The organism is Streptomyces sp. NPDC056987, from assembly GCF_042673865.1.
GTDB lineage: Bacteria > Actinomycetota > Actinomycetes > Streptomycetales > Streptomycetaceae > Streptomyces.
On record NZ_JBHURV010000008.1, the window covers coordinates 175,895 to 193,627 of the forward strand.

At 72.2% G+C, this 17,733-nt stretch carries 15 protein-coding genes; 11 read left to right on the plus strand and 4 right to left on the minus strand.

Annotation, left to right across the window (positions count from 1 at the left end; all coding sequences use genetic code 11):
• Positions 1–217: 217 nt before the first annotated feature.
• Positions 218–1,393: an ADP-forming succinate--CoA ligase subunit beta gene (gene sucC / locus ACFTZC_RS12415; RefSeq protein WP_382888751.1), complete on the plus strand. Its 1,176-nt coding sequence runs from the start codon at positions 218–220 to the stop codon at positions 1,391–1,393.
• Positions 1,394–1,414: 21 nt separating this feature from the next.
• Complete coding sequence (sucD, locus tag ACFTZC_RS12420; protein WP_382888752.1) at positions 1,415–2,299, plus strand: succinate--CoA ligase subunit alpha; 885 nt, start codon at positions 1,415–1,417, stop codon at positions 2,297–2,299.
• Positions 2,300–2,407: 108 nt separating this feature from the next.
• On the opposite strand, the gene ACFTZC_RS12425 is transcribed toward sucD, so the two are convergent.
• Positions 2,408–3,814, minus strand: a complete 1,407-nt coding sequence (locus ACFTZC_RS12425) for a sigma factor-like helix-turn-helix DNA-binding protein (RefSeq protein ID WP_382888753.1) — start codon at positions 3,812–3,814, stop codon at positions 2,408–2,410.
• A 116-nt stretch (positions 3,815–3,930) separates the two neighbouring features.
• On the opposite strand from ACFTZC_RS12425, the gene ACFTZC_RS12430 reads away from it, so the two are divergent.
• The gene (locus ACFTZC_RS12430; RefSeq protein ID WP_382888754.1) at positions 3,931–5,901 is read left to right on the plus strand and encodes a DUF6350 family protein; all 1,971 of its coding nucleotides are present in this window, start codon (positions 3,931–3,933) and stop codon (positions 5,899–5,901) included.
• A 45-nt stretch (positions 5,902–5,946) separates the two neighbouring features.
• Here ACFTZC_RS12430 and ACFTZC_RS12435 read toward each other — a convergent pair whose 3' ends face one another.
• Positions 5,947–6,927 (minus strand): hypothetical protein, encoded by a 981-nt coding sequence (locus tag ACFTZC_RS12435; RefSeq protein WP_382888755.1) that lies wholly within the window; start codon positions 6,925–6,927, stop codon positions 5,947–5,949.
• Between the two features lie 293 nt (positions 6,928–7,220).
• On the opposite strand from ACFTZC_RS12435, the gene purN reads away from it, so the two are divergent.
• Positions 7,221–7,886: a phosphoribosylglycinamide formyltransferase gene (purN, locus tag ACFTZC_RS12440; protein WP_382888757.1), complete on the plus strand. Its 666-nt coding sequence runs from the start codon at positions 7,221–7,223 to the stop codon at positions 7,884–7,886.
• Positions 7,887–7,896: 10 nt separating this feature from the next.
• On the plus strand, positions 7,897–9,489 hold the full coding sequence (gene purH, locus ACFTZC_RS12445) for a bifunctional phosphoribosylaminoimidazolecarboxamide formyltransferase/IMP cyclohydrolase (RefSeq protein WP_382888758.1): 1,593 nt from the start codon (positions 7,897–7,899) through the stop codon (positions 9,487–9,489).
• A 155-nt stretch (positions 9,490–9,644) separates the two neighbouring features.
• Here purH and ACFTZC_RS12450 read toward each other — a convergent pair whose 3' ends face one another.
• Positions 9,645–10,253, minus strand: coding sequence for a hypothetical protein (locus ACFTZC_RS12450; protein ID WP_382888759.1), 609 nt, complete (start codon positions 10,251–10,253; stop codon positions 9,645–9,647).
• A 273-nt stretch (positions 10,254–10,526) separates the two neighbouring features.
• Between ACFTZC_RS12450 and ACFTZC_RS12455 the strand changes: the two genes are divergently transcribed.
• Positions 10,527–11,390, plus strand: a complete 864-nt coding sequence (locus ACFTZC_RS12455; RefSeq protein WP_382888760.1) for a bifunctional methylenetetrahydrofolate dehydrogenase/methenyltetrahydrofolate cyclohydrolase — start codon at positions 10,527–10,529, stop codon at positions 11,388–11,390.
• A gap of 43 nt (positions 11,391–11,433) precedes the next feature.
• Entirely contained in the window at positions 11,434–12,180 is a 747-nt protein-coding gene (locus tag ACFTZC_RS12460; RefSeq protein ID WP_382888761.1) for a DUF3017 domain-containing protein, read from the plus strand.
• 112 nt (positions 12,181–12,292) lie between these two features.
• On the opposite strand, the gene ACFTZC_RS12465 is transcribed toward ACFTZC_RS12460, so the two are convergent.
• Positions 12,293–12,730, minus strand: a complete 438-nt coding sequence (locus tag ACFTZC_RS12465; RefSeq protein ID WP_382888762.1) for a peptidoglycan-binding protein — start codon at positions 12,728–12,730, stop codon at positions 12,293–12,295.
• Positions 12,731–13,074: 344 nt separating this feature from the next.
• Here ACFTZC_RS12465 and ACFTZC_RS12470 point away from each other — a divergent pair, with 344 nt between their 5' ends.
• The 4 genes from ACFTZC_RS12470 (at position 13,075) to ACFTZC_RS12485 (ending at position 17,627) form a co-directional block, all read left to right on the plus strand.
• The gene (locus ACFTZC_RS12470; RefSeq protein ID WP_382888763.1) at positions 13,075–13,905 is read left to right on the plus strand and encodes a helix-turn-helix domain-containing protein; all 831 of its coding nucleotides are present in this window, start codon (positions 13,075–13,077) and stop codon (positions 13,903–13,905) included.
• Positions 13,902–14,825, plus strand: a complete 924-nt coding sequence (locus ACFTZC_RS12475) for a helix-turn-helix domain-containing protein (RefSeq protein ID WP_382888764.1) — start codon at positions 13,902–13,904, stop codon at positions 14,823–14,825. Before ACFTZC_RS12470 ends, ACFTZC_RS12475 begins: the two co-directional genes overlap by 4 nt.
• A 449-nt stretch (positions 14,826–15,274) precedes the next feature.
• The gene (locus ACFTZC_RS12480; protein WP_382888765.1) at positions 15,275–16,378 is read left to right on the plus strand and encodes a helix-turn-helix domain-containing protein; all 1,104 of its coding nucleotides are present in this window, start codon (positions 15,275–15,277) and stop codon (positions 16,376–16,378) included.
• 259 nt (positions 16,379–16,637) lie between these two features.
• Entirely contained in the window at positions 16,638–17,627 is a 990-nt protein-coding gene (locus tag ACFTZC_RS12485; RefSeq protein ID WP_382888766.1) for a malate dehydrogenase, read from the plus strand.
• The last annotated feature ends 106 nt before the right edge of the window (positions 17,628–17,733 follow it).

Below are 17,733 nucleotides of genomic sequence, written 5' to 3' on the forward strand. Positions count from 1 at the left end.
ACCGCTCTGTGACAGGTATCACCGCTCATCTGTGATCTGCGATTTAGGGACCCACGTCCCACGGGGATAACCTGCGAGGCGGACATGCCGCGTAGCGGACACCGCGTACGCCTTCCTCAGTGACAGCGCAGTCACGTTGCCCTTCGCGGCACGCCCACGCAGACAACGAACCCGCGATCACCAGGCTGCGGTTAAAAAGACAAAGGGACGGACACGCGTGGACCTGTTCGAGTACCAGGCGAGGGACCTCTTCGCCAAGCACGGTGTACCGGTGCTGGCCGGTGAAGTCATCGAGACGCCCGAGGCCGCCCGCGAGGTGACCGAGCGTCTCGGCGGCAAGGCCGTCGTCAAGGCGCAGGTCAAGGTCGGCGGACGCGGCAAGGCGGGCGGCGTGAAGCTGGCCTCCGACGCGGCCGACGCCGTCGAGAAGGCCGGTCAGATTCTGGGCATGGACATCAAGGGCCACACGGTCCACAAGGTGATGCTGGCCCAGACCGCGGACATCGCGGAGGAGTACTACGTCTCCTTCCTGCTGGACCGCACCAACCGCACCTTCCTCGCGATGGCCTCCGTCGAGGGCGGCGTGGAGATCGAGGTCGTCGCCGAGGAGAACCCCGACGCGCTCGCCAAGATCCCGGTCGACGCCCACGAGGGCTGCACGCCCGAGAAGGCCGCCGAGATCGTCGCCGCCGCGAAGTTCCCGGCCGAGATCGCGGACCAGGTCGCCGACGTCCTGCAGAAGCTGTGGACCGTCTTCATCAAGGAGGACGCCCTCCTTGTCGAGGTCAACCCGCTGATCAAGTCCGGCGACGGCAAGATCATCGCGCTCGACGGCAAGGTCTCGCTCGACGAGAACGCGGACTTCCGCCAGCCCGAGCACGAGGCGCTTGAGGACAAGGCCGCGGCCAACCCCCTCGAAGCCGCCGCCAAGGCCAAGAACCTCAACTACGTCAAGCTCGACGGCGAGGTCGGCATCATCGGCAACGGCGCGGGTCTGGTCATGTCGACCCTCGACGTCGTCGCGTACGCCGGTGAGCAGCACGGCGGCGTGAAGCCCGCCAACTTCCTCGACATCGGCGGCGGCGCGTCCGCCGAGGTCATGGCGAACGGCCTGGAGATCATCCTCGGCGACCCGGACGTCAAGTCCGTGTTCGTCAACGTCTTCGGTGGCATCACCGCGTGCGACGAGGTCGCCAACGGCATTGTCCAGGCCCTCGAACTGCTGAAGACCAAGGGCGAGGACGTCACGAAGCCGCTGGTCGTGCGGCTCGACGGCAACAACGCGGAGCTGGGTCGCAAGATCCTTTCCGACGCCAACCACCCGCTCGTGCAGCGCGTGGACACCATGGACGGCGCGGCCGACAAGGCCGCCGAGCTGGCCGCGGCCAAGTAAGGGACGAGGGAAACCACAACCATGGCTATTTTCCTGACCAAGGAAAGCAAGGTCATCGTCCAAGGCATGACCGGCGCCACCGGCATGAAGCACACCAAGCTCATGCTCGCCGACGGCACCAACATCGTCGGCGGTGTCAACCCGCGCAAGGCCGGTACCTCCGTCGACTTCGACGGCACCGAGGTCCCCGTCTTCGGCTCCGTGGCCGAGGCCATGGAGAAGACCGGTGCCGACGTCTCCGTCGTCTTCGTGCCGCCGGCCTTCGCCAAGGCCGCCGTCATGGAGGCGATCGACGCCGAGATCGGCCTGGCCGTCGTGATCACCGAGGGCATCGCGGTCCACGACTCCGCCGCCTTCTGGGCGTACGCGGGCAGCAAGGGCAACAAGACCCGGATCATCGGCCCGAACTGCCCGGGCCTGATCACCCCCGGCCAGTCCAACGCCGGCATCATCCCGGGCGACATCACCAAGCCCGGCCGCATCGGTCTCGTGTCCAAGTCCGGCACGCTGACCTACCAGATGATGTACGAGCTGCGCGACATCGGCTTCTCCTCCGCCGTCGGCATCGGTGGCGACCCGGTCATCGGTACGACGCACATCGACGCGCTCGCCGCGTTCGAGGCCGACCCCGAGACCGACCTCATCGTGATGATCGGCGAGATCGGCGGCGACGCCGAGGAGCGCGCGGCCGACTTCATCGCGAAGAACGTCACCAAGCCGGTCGTCGGCTACGTCGCGGGCTTCACCGCGCCCGAGGGCAAGACCATGGGCCACGCCGGCGCCATCGTCTCCGGCTCCTCCGGCACGGCCCAGGCGAAGAAGGAGGCCCTGGAGGCCGCCGGTGTGAAGGTCGGCAAGACGCCGACCGAGACGGCCGGGCTCGCCCGCGCCATCCTCGCCGGCTGATCCATCGCCTTCCGTACGGACGTACGGACCACACGCGCGTGGGCCCGCACCCCCTCCGGGTGCGGGCCCACGCGCGTGCGGTGGGGCGGCGCGCGACGCGGGCCGGCGTCAGCCTGCCAGGGGTACGAGGCGGTACGGGCCGGTCATCGGCGCCGTCCGGAGCGCGTTACGCAGCCGCAGATCCTCGGGGCTGAGCCGTTCGGGACCGCTCGGCACGGGAACGCCGCCGACCCGCTCGCCCGGCGACTGCCGTGGCTCGTACTGCCGGGGAGCGGTGGCCAGGGTGAAACTCGTCGCTCCGATGATCAGCACGGTGAAGGCGATCGCCGCCCGCGTCCAGATCGTGGCCCGCCGCTCGCTGCCGTTCCGTACGGCCTGCGCCGACGCGATCTCCGCGGACGTCACCGCGCGGACGAGCGTGCTCAGCCGCTCGTGCAGCGTCTCGGCGTCGGCCAGCTCCGGCACCCGCGCCGAGACGGCCTTGCGGGCGCGCATCAGCCGGTGCGCGGTGGCCGGGGTGCTGGCCTCCGTCTCGGCGGCGGTCTCCGGCAGGTCGAGCCCGAGCCCGTCGTAGAGCAGCAGCGCGCGGCGGTACGAGGGCGGCAGCGCGAGCAGCGCCTCGCGCAGCGCCCGGCTGTCGGCCCCCTCCTGCTCCCGCTCACCATGGACCGGGTCGGGGCGGCGGTGCGCGCGGCGCAGCCGGTGCCAGGGCGACATCGCGTACTCGTGTGCCGCGGCCCGCACCCAGCCCACCGGGTCCCGGTCGACCGCGACCCGGGGCCAGCTCTCCCACGCGCAGTGGAAGGCACGCTCGACGGACTCCTGGGAGAGGGCGCGCCGTCCGGTGAGCAGATACGTCTGCCGTACGAGGGCGGGCGCGGAGCAGGCGTACAGCGCGTCGAACGCCTGGTCGGGCGTGAGCGACGCGACGGCGGCCCCGCTGAAGGCGACGGGGACGACACCGGGCTCCGCGGCGGGCCCGGGCGCGCGGTCAGGTGTGGAGGCGGTTGCGGACCCGGATGCGGAGTCGGATGGAGAGTCAGATGAAGAAGCAGATGAAGAAGCAGACGGCGAGACGGACGGCGAGACAGACGCAGAGTCAGATGCGGACTCCGGCGGCGCCGCGGGCTCGGGCGCGGGCGCAGACGTGGACGCGGCGCTGTGATGGTGCTGCCGCGCCGCCGACCGCTCCTGTGCCGCCCGTGCCGCGGCCCGCTCCGTGCGCCGTGCCCGCTCCTCCGCCAGCCGCAGCTCGGCCGCGATGCCCGCCAGCAGCCTCGCGTAGACCTCTCCCTTGCGCCCGCGCGGCGTCTTACGGCCGGTCTCCCAGTTCCTGAGCGTCGCCCGGGTGACCCCCACCGCCGTCGCCGCCTGCTTCTCGGTCATCGTCTTCGCCTCGCGCAGCCGGCGCCGCTCCTCCGGAGAGGGGAGCGCCGCACCGGACGTGCCGGGAGCGTCGGACGTGTCGGCCGGGGTCGGCTGCGGGGTGGAGTTCTGCGTGGTGTTCCGGGTCATGAAGGGCTCCCTGCGGCGCGGTGATGGGAGAAAAAGCACATAAGCGCATATTGAGCGACATGGCGAAAATTCGCCTGTTGCACAGATAAAGAGCGTGTCGTGGGCAACATGGCGTGGTGACCCAATTGACCGATCGCGGCACACCGTTGTCCTCGGCCTCGGCCGTGGACCGCGGTCGGGCCGCCGCGCTGACCGCCTCTTTCCTTCGCGGGGCCATCGCCGCGGGCCTCGGCCTCGGCATGCTCGCCGTGCTCCTGACGGCGATGTGGATCGCCTCTCCGTACCCGGACGGCGGAGCGGGTTCTGCCCTCCATGTGGCGGCAGGGCTCTGGCTGCTGTCCCACTGCTTCGAGCTGGTACGCCCCGAGACGCTCTCCGGCGGGCCCGCGCCGCTCGGTGTCGTGCCGCTGCTGCTCGTCGCCCTGCCCGTCTGGCTGATCCACCGGGCGGCACGGGACACCCTCGAACCGGAAGAGGGACGTCCACAGCTCACCGCGCTCGGTGCCGTGGCCACGGTGAGCTGTGGATATCTGCTGGTCGGCGGTGTCGTCGTGCTCTACGTGGCGGGCGGCCCGCTGACGGTTCATCCGCTGCGCGCGCTGCTCGGACTGCCCGTCGTGACCCTCCTGGCCGCGACCGCGGGGGCGTGGACGGCGAGCGGACGCCCGCGCGGACCGCTGCCGATGTGGCTGCCCGGGGCGGTACGTACGGCGCTGGCGCGCACCAGGACCCGGGCCGCCCTGCGCTCCGGCGCGGCGGGTGCCCTGCTGCTGGCGGGCGGTGGCGCGCTGCTCGTCGGGATCTCGCTCGGCTGGCACAGCGGCCCGGCGCACGCGTCCTTCGAGCAGCTCGCCGCGGACTGGTCCGGGCGGTGCGGCCTGTTGCTGCTGGGGGTGACGCTGGTGCCCAACGCCGCGATCTGGGGAGCGGCGTACGCGCTGGGCCCCGGCTTCGTACTCGGTACGGGCGCGACGGTCACCCCGTTCGGGGTGCTGGGCAACCCCGCGCCGCCCTCCTTCCCGCTCCTCGCGGCCGTGCCGGAAGGTCCGGCCACGGCGCTGAACTGGGCCGTGGCGGCGGTGCCCGCCGTCGCGGGGGCGACGGTCGCCTGGTTCACACTCCGGGTGGCCGTGCCGCCCTTCGCCGTACGGGAGGAGGCGTGGAGCGCGCGCGACACGGCGCTGGGGACGGCCCTCGGGGGCGCGGTGTGCGCGGCGTTGATGGCGCTCCTGGCGGCGCTGGCGGGCGGGCCGCTGGGGAACGGGCGGCTGGCCTCCTTCGGCCCGGCCTGGTGGCTGACCGGCGGCGCCGCGCTGGTGTGGACGGTGGGCCTCGGCGTACCGGTCGCGCTGCTGCTCAGAGCCTGGCGGCTGCGGACGCGGCGGGTGAAGGGCGCGCCGGACGCGGAGCCGGTGAGCAGGGCCGAGCGGCGGGCCGCGCGGCGTGCGGAGAAGGCGGAGAAGAGCGCGGGACAGGAGGCGAGGAGGGCGGGGAAGAAGGCCTGGAAGAAGGCGGGGAAGAAGGCGGGAACGGCGGTGGGCGCCGCCGTCGCCGAGCCGGCGCTTCCGGCGTGGTGGCGGGCGCCGCTGTGGTGGCTGGGGCTGCGCAGCGGCCCGGGGGAGGCCATGGCGACAGGTCGCGTGGACGCCGTACCCCCCGGGCCCGGGAGCGTGCCCGGGGCGGGCGGTGACCCGGGCGTCCTGGACGCCTTGGACCTCCGGCCGGCGGGCGCGGACGAGGGGGGCGTCGATCCGGACGAGGAGCCGTACGACTTCCTGGCGGCGGACGCCTGGCACGAGCGGGGTGCGCGGGAGGCACGGTGGGCCGCGTTCAAGGAGGCGTCGGGGGACCTGCTGGCCGACTTCCCGGCCGTACCGCAGCCCCCGGAGCCGCCTTACCCGGCCACGGCGCAGCCGCCCGAACCGAACTACCCGGCCGCGCCGCAGCCGCCCGAGCGGCACTTCCCCGCCGTACCGCAGCCTCCTGAGCCGCAGGACCTGGCCGTACCGCAGCCTCCGCAGCCTCCTGAGCCGCAGGGCCCGGTGGCCGCGCCGCCCCCGGTGGAACCGCCGTCCGGGGCGCGGTAGGCGCGGCCGGGCGGTCGGCGGCCTACGGCCCGGACGGCCGGTGGCCTACTCCTTGACGCCGAAGACCGGCTCCAGGGAGCGCGGCAGCAGGTCGTTGCAGGAGAGCTGGCCCGTCTTCGTCAGCGCGTCGTTCACGCAGGTGTAGTAGTCGCGGTAGACGAGCTGGACCGTGAAGGTCGTCGCCACGATCGCCAGCGCGAGCCCGGCCGCCAGCAGGCCGCTCACCGCCGCCGTGGTCTGCGGCCTGGTCGAGGTCTGGCCGGGCCGGCCGTCCTGGCCGGGCCGGTTCAGCTGTCCCGACGGCCCCGGCTGTCCCGTCAGGGACGGCTGTCCGGCGCCGGTCGCGGCGGTGCCGTCCGTCGGCTTCCTGGACCTGGCGCGCAGGGAGCTGGCGCCCCAGTAGACCGCGAGAGCGCCGAGGAGGAGGGCGATCTCGGGGAGGTCGAACAGGGCGAAGAAGAAGGCCCACAATCCGCCGAGCAGGGCGTAGCGGGCGCGGCGCTGGGCCGGGTCCGTCGGGTCCCAGCGCGGGCCGCCGCCCGGGCCGGCCCCTGGGCCTTCCTGGCCGTTGGCCGGACCGTCCGGCCCGTTCTGACCGTACGGCCCGTTGCCGCCCTGGCCGCCGGCGCGGCTGCCGAAGCCGCCCGAGGAGCGGCCCGGCTGGCGGCTGCTCCACTGGCTGCCCCAGCCACCGCGACCGGAACCGCCGTCCTGCCCTTCGCCGTTCTCGGGGCGCCGGGGCTGCCAGGGCTGGTCGGGCCTGTCCTCGGGCGGCGGCGCGAACGGATTGTCGTCGGAGGAGCCGCCCGCCCCGGACCCGCCGGCCCCGGACGTCCCCGACGTACCGGAAGATCCCTCCGGCTCCGCGGATCCCGACGACGGTCCCGTGGTCCCGGAACCGGAACCGGAGCCGGTTCCGGAGGCGCCGGACGGGCCGGTGGAGGAGGACTGGCGTTCTCGCGGCAGCAGCACCGGCCCGGAGGGCGGCGGGATGTGGAGTGCCGTGCGGCGGCGTCGGTCCTGCATGTGGTGAACGTCTTCCCCTCAGACCCATCACGCGGGGGTCTTGTCCTGTACGGGCCCGTCCCGGAGACGAACCCTGTCCCCAGACGCTACCTCCCGGCCGAGCCCCCGTCCCGTGGGGGCCGCTCGGTGTGCCGGTATCGTTGCTGACGGTCGGCTCCTTCGTAGAGTTCCCCGTATCGGGGAACGTGACTCGTTCGTACGACCCCACAAAGCCGTACGACCACGCCAAGTCGCCGTCCGTACAACGCCGCACGACCCGCGAGGCTGTGCTCGCTCCCAGAAAGGCGCCCGTTGTGGCCTCCCCGCTCTCCGTCCCCCGGCCCTCCGTCCCCCGGCCCCCCGCCGCCCCGGCCAGGATCGTGGTCCTGGTCTCCGGGTCCGGCACGAATCTCCAGGCACTGCTCGACGCCATCGGCGACGACCCCGAGGGCTTCGGCGCCCGGATCGTCGCCGTCGGCGCGGACCGGCACTCCATCGCCGGTCTGGAGCGCGCCGAGCGCGCGGGACTGCCGACCTACGTGCACCGGGTGAAGGACTACGCGACGCGCGAGGCGTGGGACGCGGCGTTCGCCGAGGCCACCGCGGCGTACGAGCCGGACCTCGTGGTCTCGGCCGGCTTCATGAAGATCCTGGGGAAGGAGTTCCTGGCGCGCTTCGGCGGCCGGTGCGTCAACACGCATCCCGCCCTGCTCCCCAGCTTCCCCGGTGCCCACGGTGTACGGGACGCGCTCGCCTACGGGGCGAAGGTCACCGGCTGCACGGTCCACTTCGTCGACGACGGTGTCGACACCGGCCCGATCATCGCGCAGGGCGTGGTCGAGGTCCGGGAGGAGGACGACGAAGACGCTCTCCATGAGCGCATCAAGGAAGTCGAGCGGCGGCTGCTCGTCGAGGTCGTGGGGACACTGGCCCGGCACGGCTGCCGTATCGAGGGACGAAAGGTATACGTCGGTGAATAATCAGGGGTCCGTGACCGCCGCGGGGACAGCCGCCGAGGGCACGGCAGCCGAGGGTACGAAGCGGCCGATCCGGCGCGCACTGGTCAGCGTCTACGACAAGACGGGCCTGGAGGAGCTGGCGCGCGGTCTGCACGAGGCCGGCGTCACCCTGGTCTCGACCGGCTCCACCGCCGGGAGGATCGCCGCCGCCGGTGTGCCGGTCACCAAGGTCGAGGAGCTGACCGGCTTCCCCGAGTGCCTGGACGGCCGCGTCAAGACGCTGCACCCGCGCGTCCACGCCGGAATCCTCGCCGACCTGCGTCTCGACTCCCACCGCGAGCAGCTCGCCGAGCTGGAGATCGAACCGTTCGACCTGGTCGTCGTGAACCTGTACCCGTTCCGCGAGACGGTCGCCTCCGGGGCCACCCCCGACGAGTGCGTTGAGCAGATCGACATCGGCGGCCCCTCGATGGTCCGCGCCGCCGCCAAGAACCACCCCTCGGTCGCGGTCGTCACCAGCCCCGAGCGGTACGCGGACGTCCTCGGCGCCGTACGGAACGGCGGCTTCGACCTGACGACGCGCAAGCGGCTCGCGGGCGAGGCGTTCCAGCACACCGCGGCGTACGACGTGGCCGTCGCCTCCTGGTTCGCGGACGACTACGCCGCGGCCGACGACTCCGGCTTCCCCGACTTCCTGGGCTCCACGTACGCGCGTACGAACGTGCTGCGCTACGGCGAGAACCCGCACCAGCCGGCCGCGCTCTACACCGCCGCCGACGGCGGGCTCGCGGAGGCGGAGCAGCTCCACGGCAAGGAGATGTCGTACAACAACTACACGGACACGGACGCCGCGCGCCGTGCCGCGTACGACCACACCGAGCCCTGCGTCGCGATCATCAAGCACGCCAACCCGTGCGGGATCGCCATCGGTGACGACGTCGCCGAGGCGCACCGCAAGGCGCACGACTGCGACCCGCTCTCCGCGTTCGGCGGCGTGATCGCCGTCAACCGCCCGGTCTCCGTCGCGATGGCCGAGCAGGTCGCGGAGATCTTCACCGAGGTCATCGTCGCGCCGGGGTACGAGGACGGTGCCGTCGAGGTGCTGGCCCGCAAGAAGAACATCCGCGTGCTGCGCTGCCCCGAGGCCCCGGCCGCCGCGGTGGAGGTCAAGCCGATCGACGGCGGCGCGCTGCTCCAGGTCACCGACCGGCTCCAGGCCGACGGCGACGACCCGGCGAACTGGACGCTCGCGACGGGCGAGCCGCTCTCCGAGGCCGAGCTGCGCGAGCTGTCCTTCGCCTGGAAGGCGTGCCGCGCGGTCAAGTCCAACGCGATCCTGCTGGCCAAGGGCGGGGCGTCGGTGGGCGTCGGCATGGGCCAGGTCAACCGTGTCGACTCCGCGAAGCTCGCGGTGGAGCGGGCGGGGGAGGAGCGGTCGCGCGGTGCGTACGCCGCGTCCGACGCGTTCTTCCCGTTCCCGGACGGCCTGGAGATCCTGCTGGACGCGGGCGTCCGGGCCGTGGTCCAGCCGGGCGGCTCGGTCCGCGACGAGCAGACGATCGAGGCGGCGCGGAAGGCGGGCGCGACGATGTACTTCACGGGGACGCGCCACTTCTTCCACTGAACCGAGTCGCGTGAACCGAGTCGCGTGAACCGACGCGTCGCACGGCACGCCGAAGGCCGCGTCTTCCCTTCCGGGGAAACGCGGCCTTCGGCGGTTCGCTGCTTTTCGTGGTGTGCCCAAGCGGCGCACTGACAATGCTGACGGACTGAGGGGCGTCAGTAGCGCGGGCGGTTGAACCACGCGGAAGCCGAACCGTTCACCATCGAGGCGAGGATGATCCCGCTGCAGGCGAGCGAGATGATCCCGCCGAAGGTGGCGGAACCGCCTCCTCCGGTGACCAGGTTGCTGAGGCCGCCGAGGAGCGCGAGAGAGGCGTAGACGATCGTCGTCACACGGATCCCGGTGCCGCCGGTGGCGAACTTGACGCCCAGGAAGATGGAGAGGGCGCCGATGCCGAGCAGCAGGACGCCGAAAAGGATGCCGATGCCGCCGACGATGTCGGCGCCGGTGGTGTCGCCCGCGGCGTCACTGAGGAGGCCGAGGATGACGCCGATGATGAGCCCCGCGAGAATCTGGAAACCGGCGAAGATGAAGAGCAGGACCCGCGCCGTCTTCATCAGACTGGGCATCTCCATCTGGCCACCGGGGTAGCCGTAGCCCATGGGGGCCTGCGGCGGGGCCGGGTAGCCGTAGCCCGGGGGCTGCTGGGGCTGGCCCTGCGGGTAGCCGTACCCCGGCTGGCCCTGCGGCGGACCCTGGGGCTGCCCGTAACCGGGCTGCTGGCCCTGGGGGCCGTAGGGATTGTTCGGGTCGCCGAAGCTCATGACAGGGTTCCTCCGTTGGGTGATGCGGGGACGGAAAGCCCGCGTGGAGGAACTTCTCAAGACTGAGCGGTCTGAGCGGTCTGCCCCCCGACGCCGGCCGCACTGCGACGCAATCGTGTTATCAACGGATGATTTTGTCCAGTCGCCTTTCTCAGGTGTTGTGCAAGTGCAACCTCCTGTGCCGGCGCCCGTGCGGGTGCGCGTGCGCGTGTGCGGGGACGCGGCGGGGGCACGGATTGGAACCGGGGAGGGGTCTTCCGCGAGGATGGGGGCATGAGCGCCCAGATTCTCGATGGCAAGGCCACCGCAGCCGCGATCAAGTCCGATCTCACCGTCCGAGTGGCGGCCCTCAAGGAGCGGGGTGTCACACCCGGTCTCGGAACCCTGCTGGTCGGGGACGACCCCGGCAGCCGCTGGTACGTCAACGGCAAGCACCGCGACTGCGCGCAGGTCGGGATCGCCTCCATCCAGCGTGAGCTGCCCGACACCGCCACGCAGGAGGAGATCGAGGCGGTCGTCGCGGAGCTGAACGCCAACCCCGAATGCACGGGCTACATCGTGCAGCTGCCGCTGCCCAAGGGCATCGACACCAACCGGGTGCTGGAGCTGATGGACCCGGAAAAGGACGCCGACGGGCTGCACCCGATGAGCCTCGGCCGGCTCGTGCTCAACGAGACGGGGCCGCTGCCCTGCACCCCGTACGGCATCATCCAGCTGCTGCGCCACCACGGCGTCGAGATCAACGGCGCGCATGTCGTGGTCGTCGGGCGCGGTATCACCGTGGGCCGGTCGATCCCGCTGCTGCTGACCCGTAAGACCGAGAACGCGACCGTCACGCAGTGCCACACCGGTACGCGTGACCTGCCCGCGCTGCTCAAGCAGGCCGACATCATCGTGGCCGCGGCGGGTGTGCCGCACATCATCAACCCGGAGGACGTCAAGGAGGGCGCGGTCGTTCTCGACGTCGGCGTCAGCCGGGACGGCGAGGGCAAGATCGTCGGCGATGTCCACCCGGGCGTCGCGGACGTGGCCGCCTGGATCTCGCCCAACCCGGGCGGCGTCGGGCCGATGACCCGCGCACAGCTTCTCGTCAATGTCGTCGAGGCGGCGGAACGCTCGGTCAAGGACGCGGGCTGAGCGCGTACCCGAGCGGGAACCTGAGCGGAAAGGGGTGCGGGTGATGGGTGCTGGCACGAGCCGGGACGCGGGTACGGGCACGGGTACCGGTACGGGCGCGGGTACGGGAGCAGGTACCGGTGCGGGTACGAGCACGGGGACAGGCGCGGACGGCGGTACGGAGACGGAGCCGGGTACCACCGGTGGTGCCGGGACCGGTACGGCGGGAAAGGGCACGGTCGTCGCGGAACCGGCCGGTGAGACCGGCGTGGCCGGAGAAGCCGGAGGGGCGACGATCAGGGCGGCCGACTCCTCCGGTACGGGCAATCCCTTCGGTACGGACGACGCGCCCCGCGCGGACGACACCTCCGGCGTGGACGACTCCTCCCGTACGGCCGACACCTCCGGCGCGGACGAGCCGGGCAGGCGGTTCTCGCTCACCCGCGACACCGCGCGCCCCGAGGGCGGCGGCCGGGCCGCGCCCCTGGACGCCCCGGCGCCCGCCCGCCAGTGGCCGCTCCTCAGCGTGCTCGGGACGACCGGCCTCGGGCTGCTGATCGTCGGCCTGCACCCCTTCGCCGAGGCGTTCCGTATCGGCACGATCCTGATCGGCATCGCCCTCATCGGCGGCGCGGTCATGCGGCGGGTCCTGCCCTCCGTCGGCATGCTCGCCGTGCGCTCGCGCTTCACCGACATGCTCACGTACGGGCTGCTCGGCGTGACGATCGTGCTGCTCTCGCTGATGACGCAACCGAAGCCGTGGCTGGAGATCCCGTTCCTGGAGGACACCCTGCACTTCACCGTGCGATAGCCATAGCCATAGCCATAGCCATAGCCACGGCCAATGCGTGACGGCGGTCCGTCCTCTCCCCCGAGGAGGACGGGCCGCCGTGGTATGCGGTGCGATCACGCGACGAGGCGGATCACTGGGGGTTGCGCAGCCGGCTCCACGTGGTCTTGCCGACGACGCCGTCGGCCGAGATCCTCTGGTCCTTCTGGAACTTGATGAGGGCCGCCTTGGTGTTGGCGCCGAAGGTCCCGTCCACGCCCTGCGGGTTGAAGCCCCAGCCGAGGAGCATGCACTGCGCCTCGGTGACGTGGTTGCCGGTGTTGCCCACGCCGATGACGGCGGTCATGGTGCTGCTGTAGTTCGCCGTCCAGCCGCGGACGCCGTTCTGGAGTGCCTTGTGTGCGTACTCGCCCTTCGGGCAGGCCGCCAGCACGCGGGCCTCCTGGCCCACGGAGCCCTGGGCCCGGTCGCTCTGGTTGGCGGCGAAGGCGCCCGTGGCGGGTCCGACGACGGCGAGACCGCTGAAGGCTGCCACGGCGCTGGCGAGAGCGATGTTCCTGCGGATGTTCATCGGTCGAATTCTCCCCGTTTGTTGTAGAGGGGCGGCGCGGGGTGGACCGCGCCGCCCGGTGTGCACCACAGACTGTTCCGCGTCAGGTCGGTGTACGGCCAGGCCGATCCGGCGAATTGGGCCCTCGTGGGACAGGTACCGCGCCGGCCTGCGGGGATACGCCGCTCCATGGGACGCGGTGGGACGGTGTGGGACGGTCCGGCGCCTCCGGTGAGGAGTACGGAGGTGGCCGGAAGGCGGTGGGTCCGCGTCAGGAGGCGGAACCGCGCGTCGGACGGCGGCGCCCTGGGGAGGAGAGGGTGTGGGGAGGGACCCCGGACATCCGACTTACGCATGAGGTGGACATGCCGCGTTGGAAAGAACTGCCTTCGGAGTTACCGGAGAAGGATTTACAACTGCTCATTCAATTAAGGCGGCTCAAGGACCGGTCCGGCCTCGGGCTCACCGGGCTCGCGGCGAAGACCGGATACAGCCGCTCCTCCTGGGAGCGCTATCTCAACGGGAAGCAGCCGGTGCCCAGGGCGGCCGTGGAAGAACTGGCCAGGGCGTGCGGAGCGGATCCGACCCGGCTGCTCGTGCTGCACGAGGTGGCCGCGGAGGCCAACGCGCGGACGGAGGCCGCGGAGCCGGGGACCGCCCACGCGACCGCCCACGATGACGGCTCCGCCGGCCGCGCCGAGGAGACGGCGGCGGAGGCGGAAACGGCGGAGGAAGCGGCGCCCCCGGAGAACGAGGAACCGGGCGAGCCGCGCTCCCCGTCCCGGCCCCGGCGCGCGGTTCCGCTGTGGTGGGCGGTCGGCGGCGGACTCGTCGCCATGGCCGCCGCGTTCGGCGCCGGGCTGCTGCTCGCGCCGGACGACGGAGACTCCGGGAGCGTCCCTGCCGCCGTGGTGTATGCCCCCGGCCGTACGTACGAATGCGCCGACGACCGCAAGGACGGCGCCGCCTACGCCGGGCACAGCCTGACCCGCGAGGCGCTGGTCGATCTCAACGGGAACGGCCGGGACGTGGTCGAGGTGCAGTGCCTGCTGCGCAAACAGGGCTTCGAACCGGGGGAGATCGACGGGCTGTACGGCGTCCGTACCAAGGAAGAGGTACGGAAGTTCCAGGCCCGGCGCGGCCTGGTGAGCGACGGCATCGTCGGTCCCGACACCTGGGGGGAGCTGCGCAGGTGAACGTCGGACACCCGGTGGCCGCCGAATGCGCGCGGCTGGCCGCCGAGTTGAGCGCGTTACGGGAACGTACGGGGCTGAGCCTGGCGGCCCTGGCCGCGCGGACCCCGTACAGCAAGTCGTCCTGGCAGCGCTACCTCAACGGTACGAAGCCCGTGCCGAGGACGGCGGTCACGGTGCTGTGCGCGCAGGCGCACGAGCCGGCCGACCGGCTGCTCGCTCTCTGGGAACTGGCCGACGCGGCCTGGAGCGGCCGCGCGGGAACGGCGGCAGCGGACACGGTCTCCGAAGGCGGCATGGCCTCCGCGGGCATGGCCTCCGGCGGTACGTCCCCCGGCGGTACGGCACCCGTTGGCGGGCACGGCGGGCACGGCGGGCGCGTCAGGCGTGGCGGACGCCGCGCCGCGTGGCTGCTCGTGGGCGCCGCGGTGGTGGGCGCCGGCGCGATCGCGCTGGTCGTCGCCCGGCCGCCCGGCGGCGAGGGAGCCGGGGTGGCGGGCGGGCGGCCTCCCGTGGCCGCGGAGTGGCGTACGGCGAACCCGGTGGCGCCGAAGTGCGTCGGCGCCGCCTGCGTGGGGCTCAACCCGGGGGCGATGTCCTGCGCGGTCGGGGACATGGTGACGACCCTGTCCACGTTCACGGGTTCGGGCGGACAGCGGCTGCAACTCCGGTACGGCGAGACCTGCCGCGCCCTGTGGCTGCGGACGACCGGGCTGCGGGTGGGGGAGTACGCGGAGTTGAGCGTGCCCGGCGGGCGGGCCCAGCGGATCGTGGTCGAGGACGCGCGCGCCGCCGAGAGCTATCTCTCCACGGACATCGCGGGCGACGGGAACGCGGCCTCGGCACGCATCTGCCTGGGCACCGACGCAACCGCCGCCGAGGCGACCGCCCCGGAGGAGTGCTTCGACTGGAAGCGGCCATAGGCCCCGGAAGGACGAGGAACGCCGAGGAACGCCGAGGAAACGCCGAGGAACGCCGAGAAAATGGGACGGCGACCGTCCTCACCCCCGAGGAAGGACGGGCGCCGTCTGTCCGTGGCGGTGCACTCAGCGTCACGGACCGGCCGAACCCCTTCAAGATCTCCTTGATGCCTGTGGCACGGAAGTGACGATTCCGCCATGGTGTGAAGAGTCCGCAACGGATGGGAGACTGAAGTGGTGTTCGGGCCGGGGGCGCGCGCCGACGCGTCTGTACGGCTCCGAATGCTCCCGTGCGCGCCTCACCCGGATCCTGGCATCCTGGCTGGGCGCGCCCGTCGCGGCGGCGGGAGGACGGCGCGGGGGGAACGGCGCCGGGGAGCAAGGGCGGCGCGGGGGAGCAGGGACAGCGCGGGGTTCATCAGGCACGTGCGGGGGGACAAGGGGGAGGCGGAATGCCTCGTTGGAAGGCGCTACCGGAAGGGCTCGATCCGGAGGTCAGTGAGTTCACGAGCCAATTGCGCAGGCTCGTCGACCGCAGTGGTCTGAGCATCGCCGCCGTGTCCGACAGAACCGGCTACAGCAAGACGTCGTGGGAGCGTTATCTGAGCGGGCGGCTGCTCCCGCCCAAGGGCGCGGTCGTCGCACTGGCCCAGGTCACCGGCACCCATCAGGGCCATCTGACCACGATGTGGGAGCTGGCGGAGCGGGCCTGGAGCCGTTCCGAGATGCGTCACGACATGACCATGGAAGCGATCCGTATCTCCCAGGCGCGGACAGCGCTCGCCGAGTCCGGAAAGAATCCGGTCATCGGGGCGGGCGGCGCTGCCTCCCCCGGCGCCGGCGCGACGGTCGATCTCGGCCCCGGGCGTGGCTCCGTACCCGGGCAAGGGGGCCACGGAGCCCCTGGAGCACATGGAGCCCATGGGGCGCACCGGGCGGACGGGGCGGCGCAGGCCTCCGCCACGACCCGGCGGGCACCCGGCGGTCCGTCAGGTCCCGGCTCGGGCACCGGCCCTCGCCCGGGTTCGGGTTCCGGTTCGGGGCGCAAGGGCGGCGGCCGGCGCAAGGTGACGATCTTCGTGTCCGGTGTCGTCGGCGCCCTCGTGGTGATCGCCGCCGCGTTCACGCTGACCAGCCTCGGCGGTGACGGCGACGGCAAGGCGGTCGCGCAGTCCCCGTCGCCCAAGGCGTCCACCAGCGCACCGGTGCTCCCCGAAGGGGTGAAGTGCGCCGGTGACGCGTGCGCCGGCAAGGACCCGGAAGCCATGGGGTGCGGTGGCGAGCTCGCCCGGACGATCGCGAGCGCCACGGTCGGCACGGCGCTGGTCGAGGTCCGCTACAGCAAGACCTGCGGCGCCGCCTGGGCGCGAATAACGCAGGCGGCCCTCGGCGACGAGATACGGATCACTCCCGTGAAGGGGGAGAGCCAGAGCGGCGCGGTGGAGACCGCCACCAACGCGTACACCGCGATGTCCGCGGCGCCGGACGAGGCGAGCGTCAAGGCCTGCGCGACGCTCAAGACCGGCGAGACGGGCTGCACCACACCCCCGCAGTGAGGCGACCACCCGCACCGGTTTCGGCGCGCTCCTCGGGCAGGTACCCGCACCGGCACCCGCCCGCGCCGTGAGGTGCCCCACAAAGGGGGCGCGGGCGCGGGCTGTCCCGGGTCGGATAGCCTGACCGCTGGATATCTCTTCACGTCAAGATTCGGATGACGGACGGTCGAACACCGGTCCCCATGCGGAAGGGTGCTGGGGAGATGTCCCGCATCAGGGGCAGGGACCCCCACCGCCAGACTGTCTTACGGAGACCGCCATGACCCGCACTCCCGTGAATGTCACCGTCACCGGCGCGGCCGGCCAGATCGGTTACGCGCTGCTCTTCCGCATCGCCTCCGGCCAGCTCCTCGGCGCGGACGTGCCGGTCAAGCTGCGTCTCCTCGAAATCCCCCAAGGCCTCAAGGCCGCCGAGGGCACCGCGATGGAGCTGGACGACTGCGCCTTCCCGCTGCTCCGCGGCATCGAGATCACCGACGACCCGAACGTCGCCTTCGACGGCGCGAACGTCGCCCTGCTGGTCGGCGCCCGCCCCCGTACGAAGGGCATGGAGCGCGGCGACCTGCTCGCGGCCAACGGCGGCATCTTCAAGCCGCAGGGCAAGGCGATCAACGACCACGCCGCCGACGACATCAAGGTCCTCGTCGTGGGCAACCCGGCCAACACCAACGCCCTGATCGCCCAGGCCGCGGCCCCGGACGTACCCCGCGAGCGCTTCACCGCCATGACGCGCCTCGACCACAACCGCGCCATCTCGCAGCTCGCGGCGAAGACCGGCGCCACGGTCTCCGACATCAAGCGGCTGACGATCTGGGGCAACCACTCCGCCACGCAGTACCCGGACATCTTCCACGCGGAGATCGCGGGCAAGAACGCCGCGGAGACCGTCAACGACGAGGCGTGGCTGGCCGACACCTTCATCCCGACCGTCGCCAAGCGCGGCGCGGCGATCATCGAGGCCCGTGGCGCGTCCTCGGCCGCCTCCGCCGCCAACGCGGCCATCGACCACGTGCACACGTGGGTCAACGGCACCGCCGAGGGCGACTGGACCTCGATGGGTATCCCGTCGGACGGTTCCTACGGTGTGGCGGAGGGCCTGATCTCCTCCTTCCCGGTCACCACCAAGAACGGTGCCTACGAGATCGTCCAGGGCCTGGAGATCAACGACTTCTCGCGCGCCCGGATCGACGCCTCGGTCAAGGAGCTGGCGGAGGAGCGCGACGCGGTGCGCGAGCTCGGCCTGATCTGACCCGCCTGATCTGACCCGCCTGACCTCACCGGCCTGATCCGACCCGCCTGATCCGACCGGACCCCGCTGAACGAAGGCCCCGTACCGCCGGACCGCCACCGGCCGT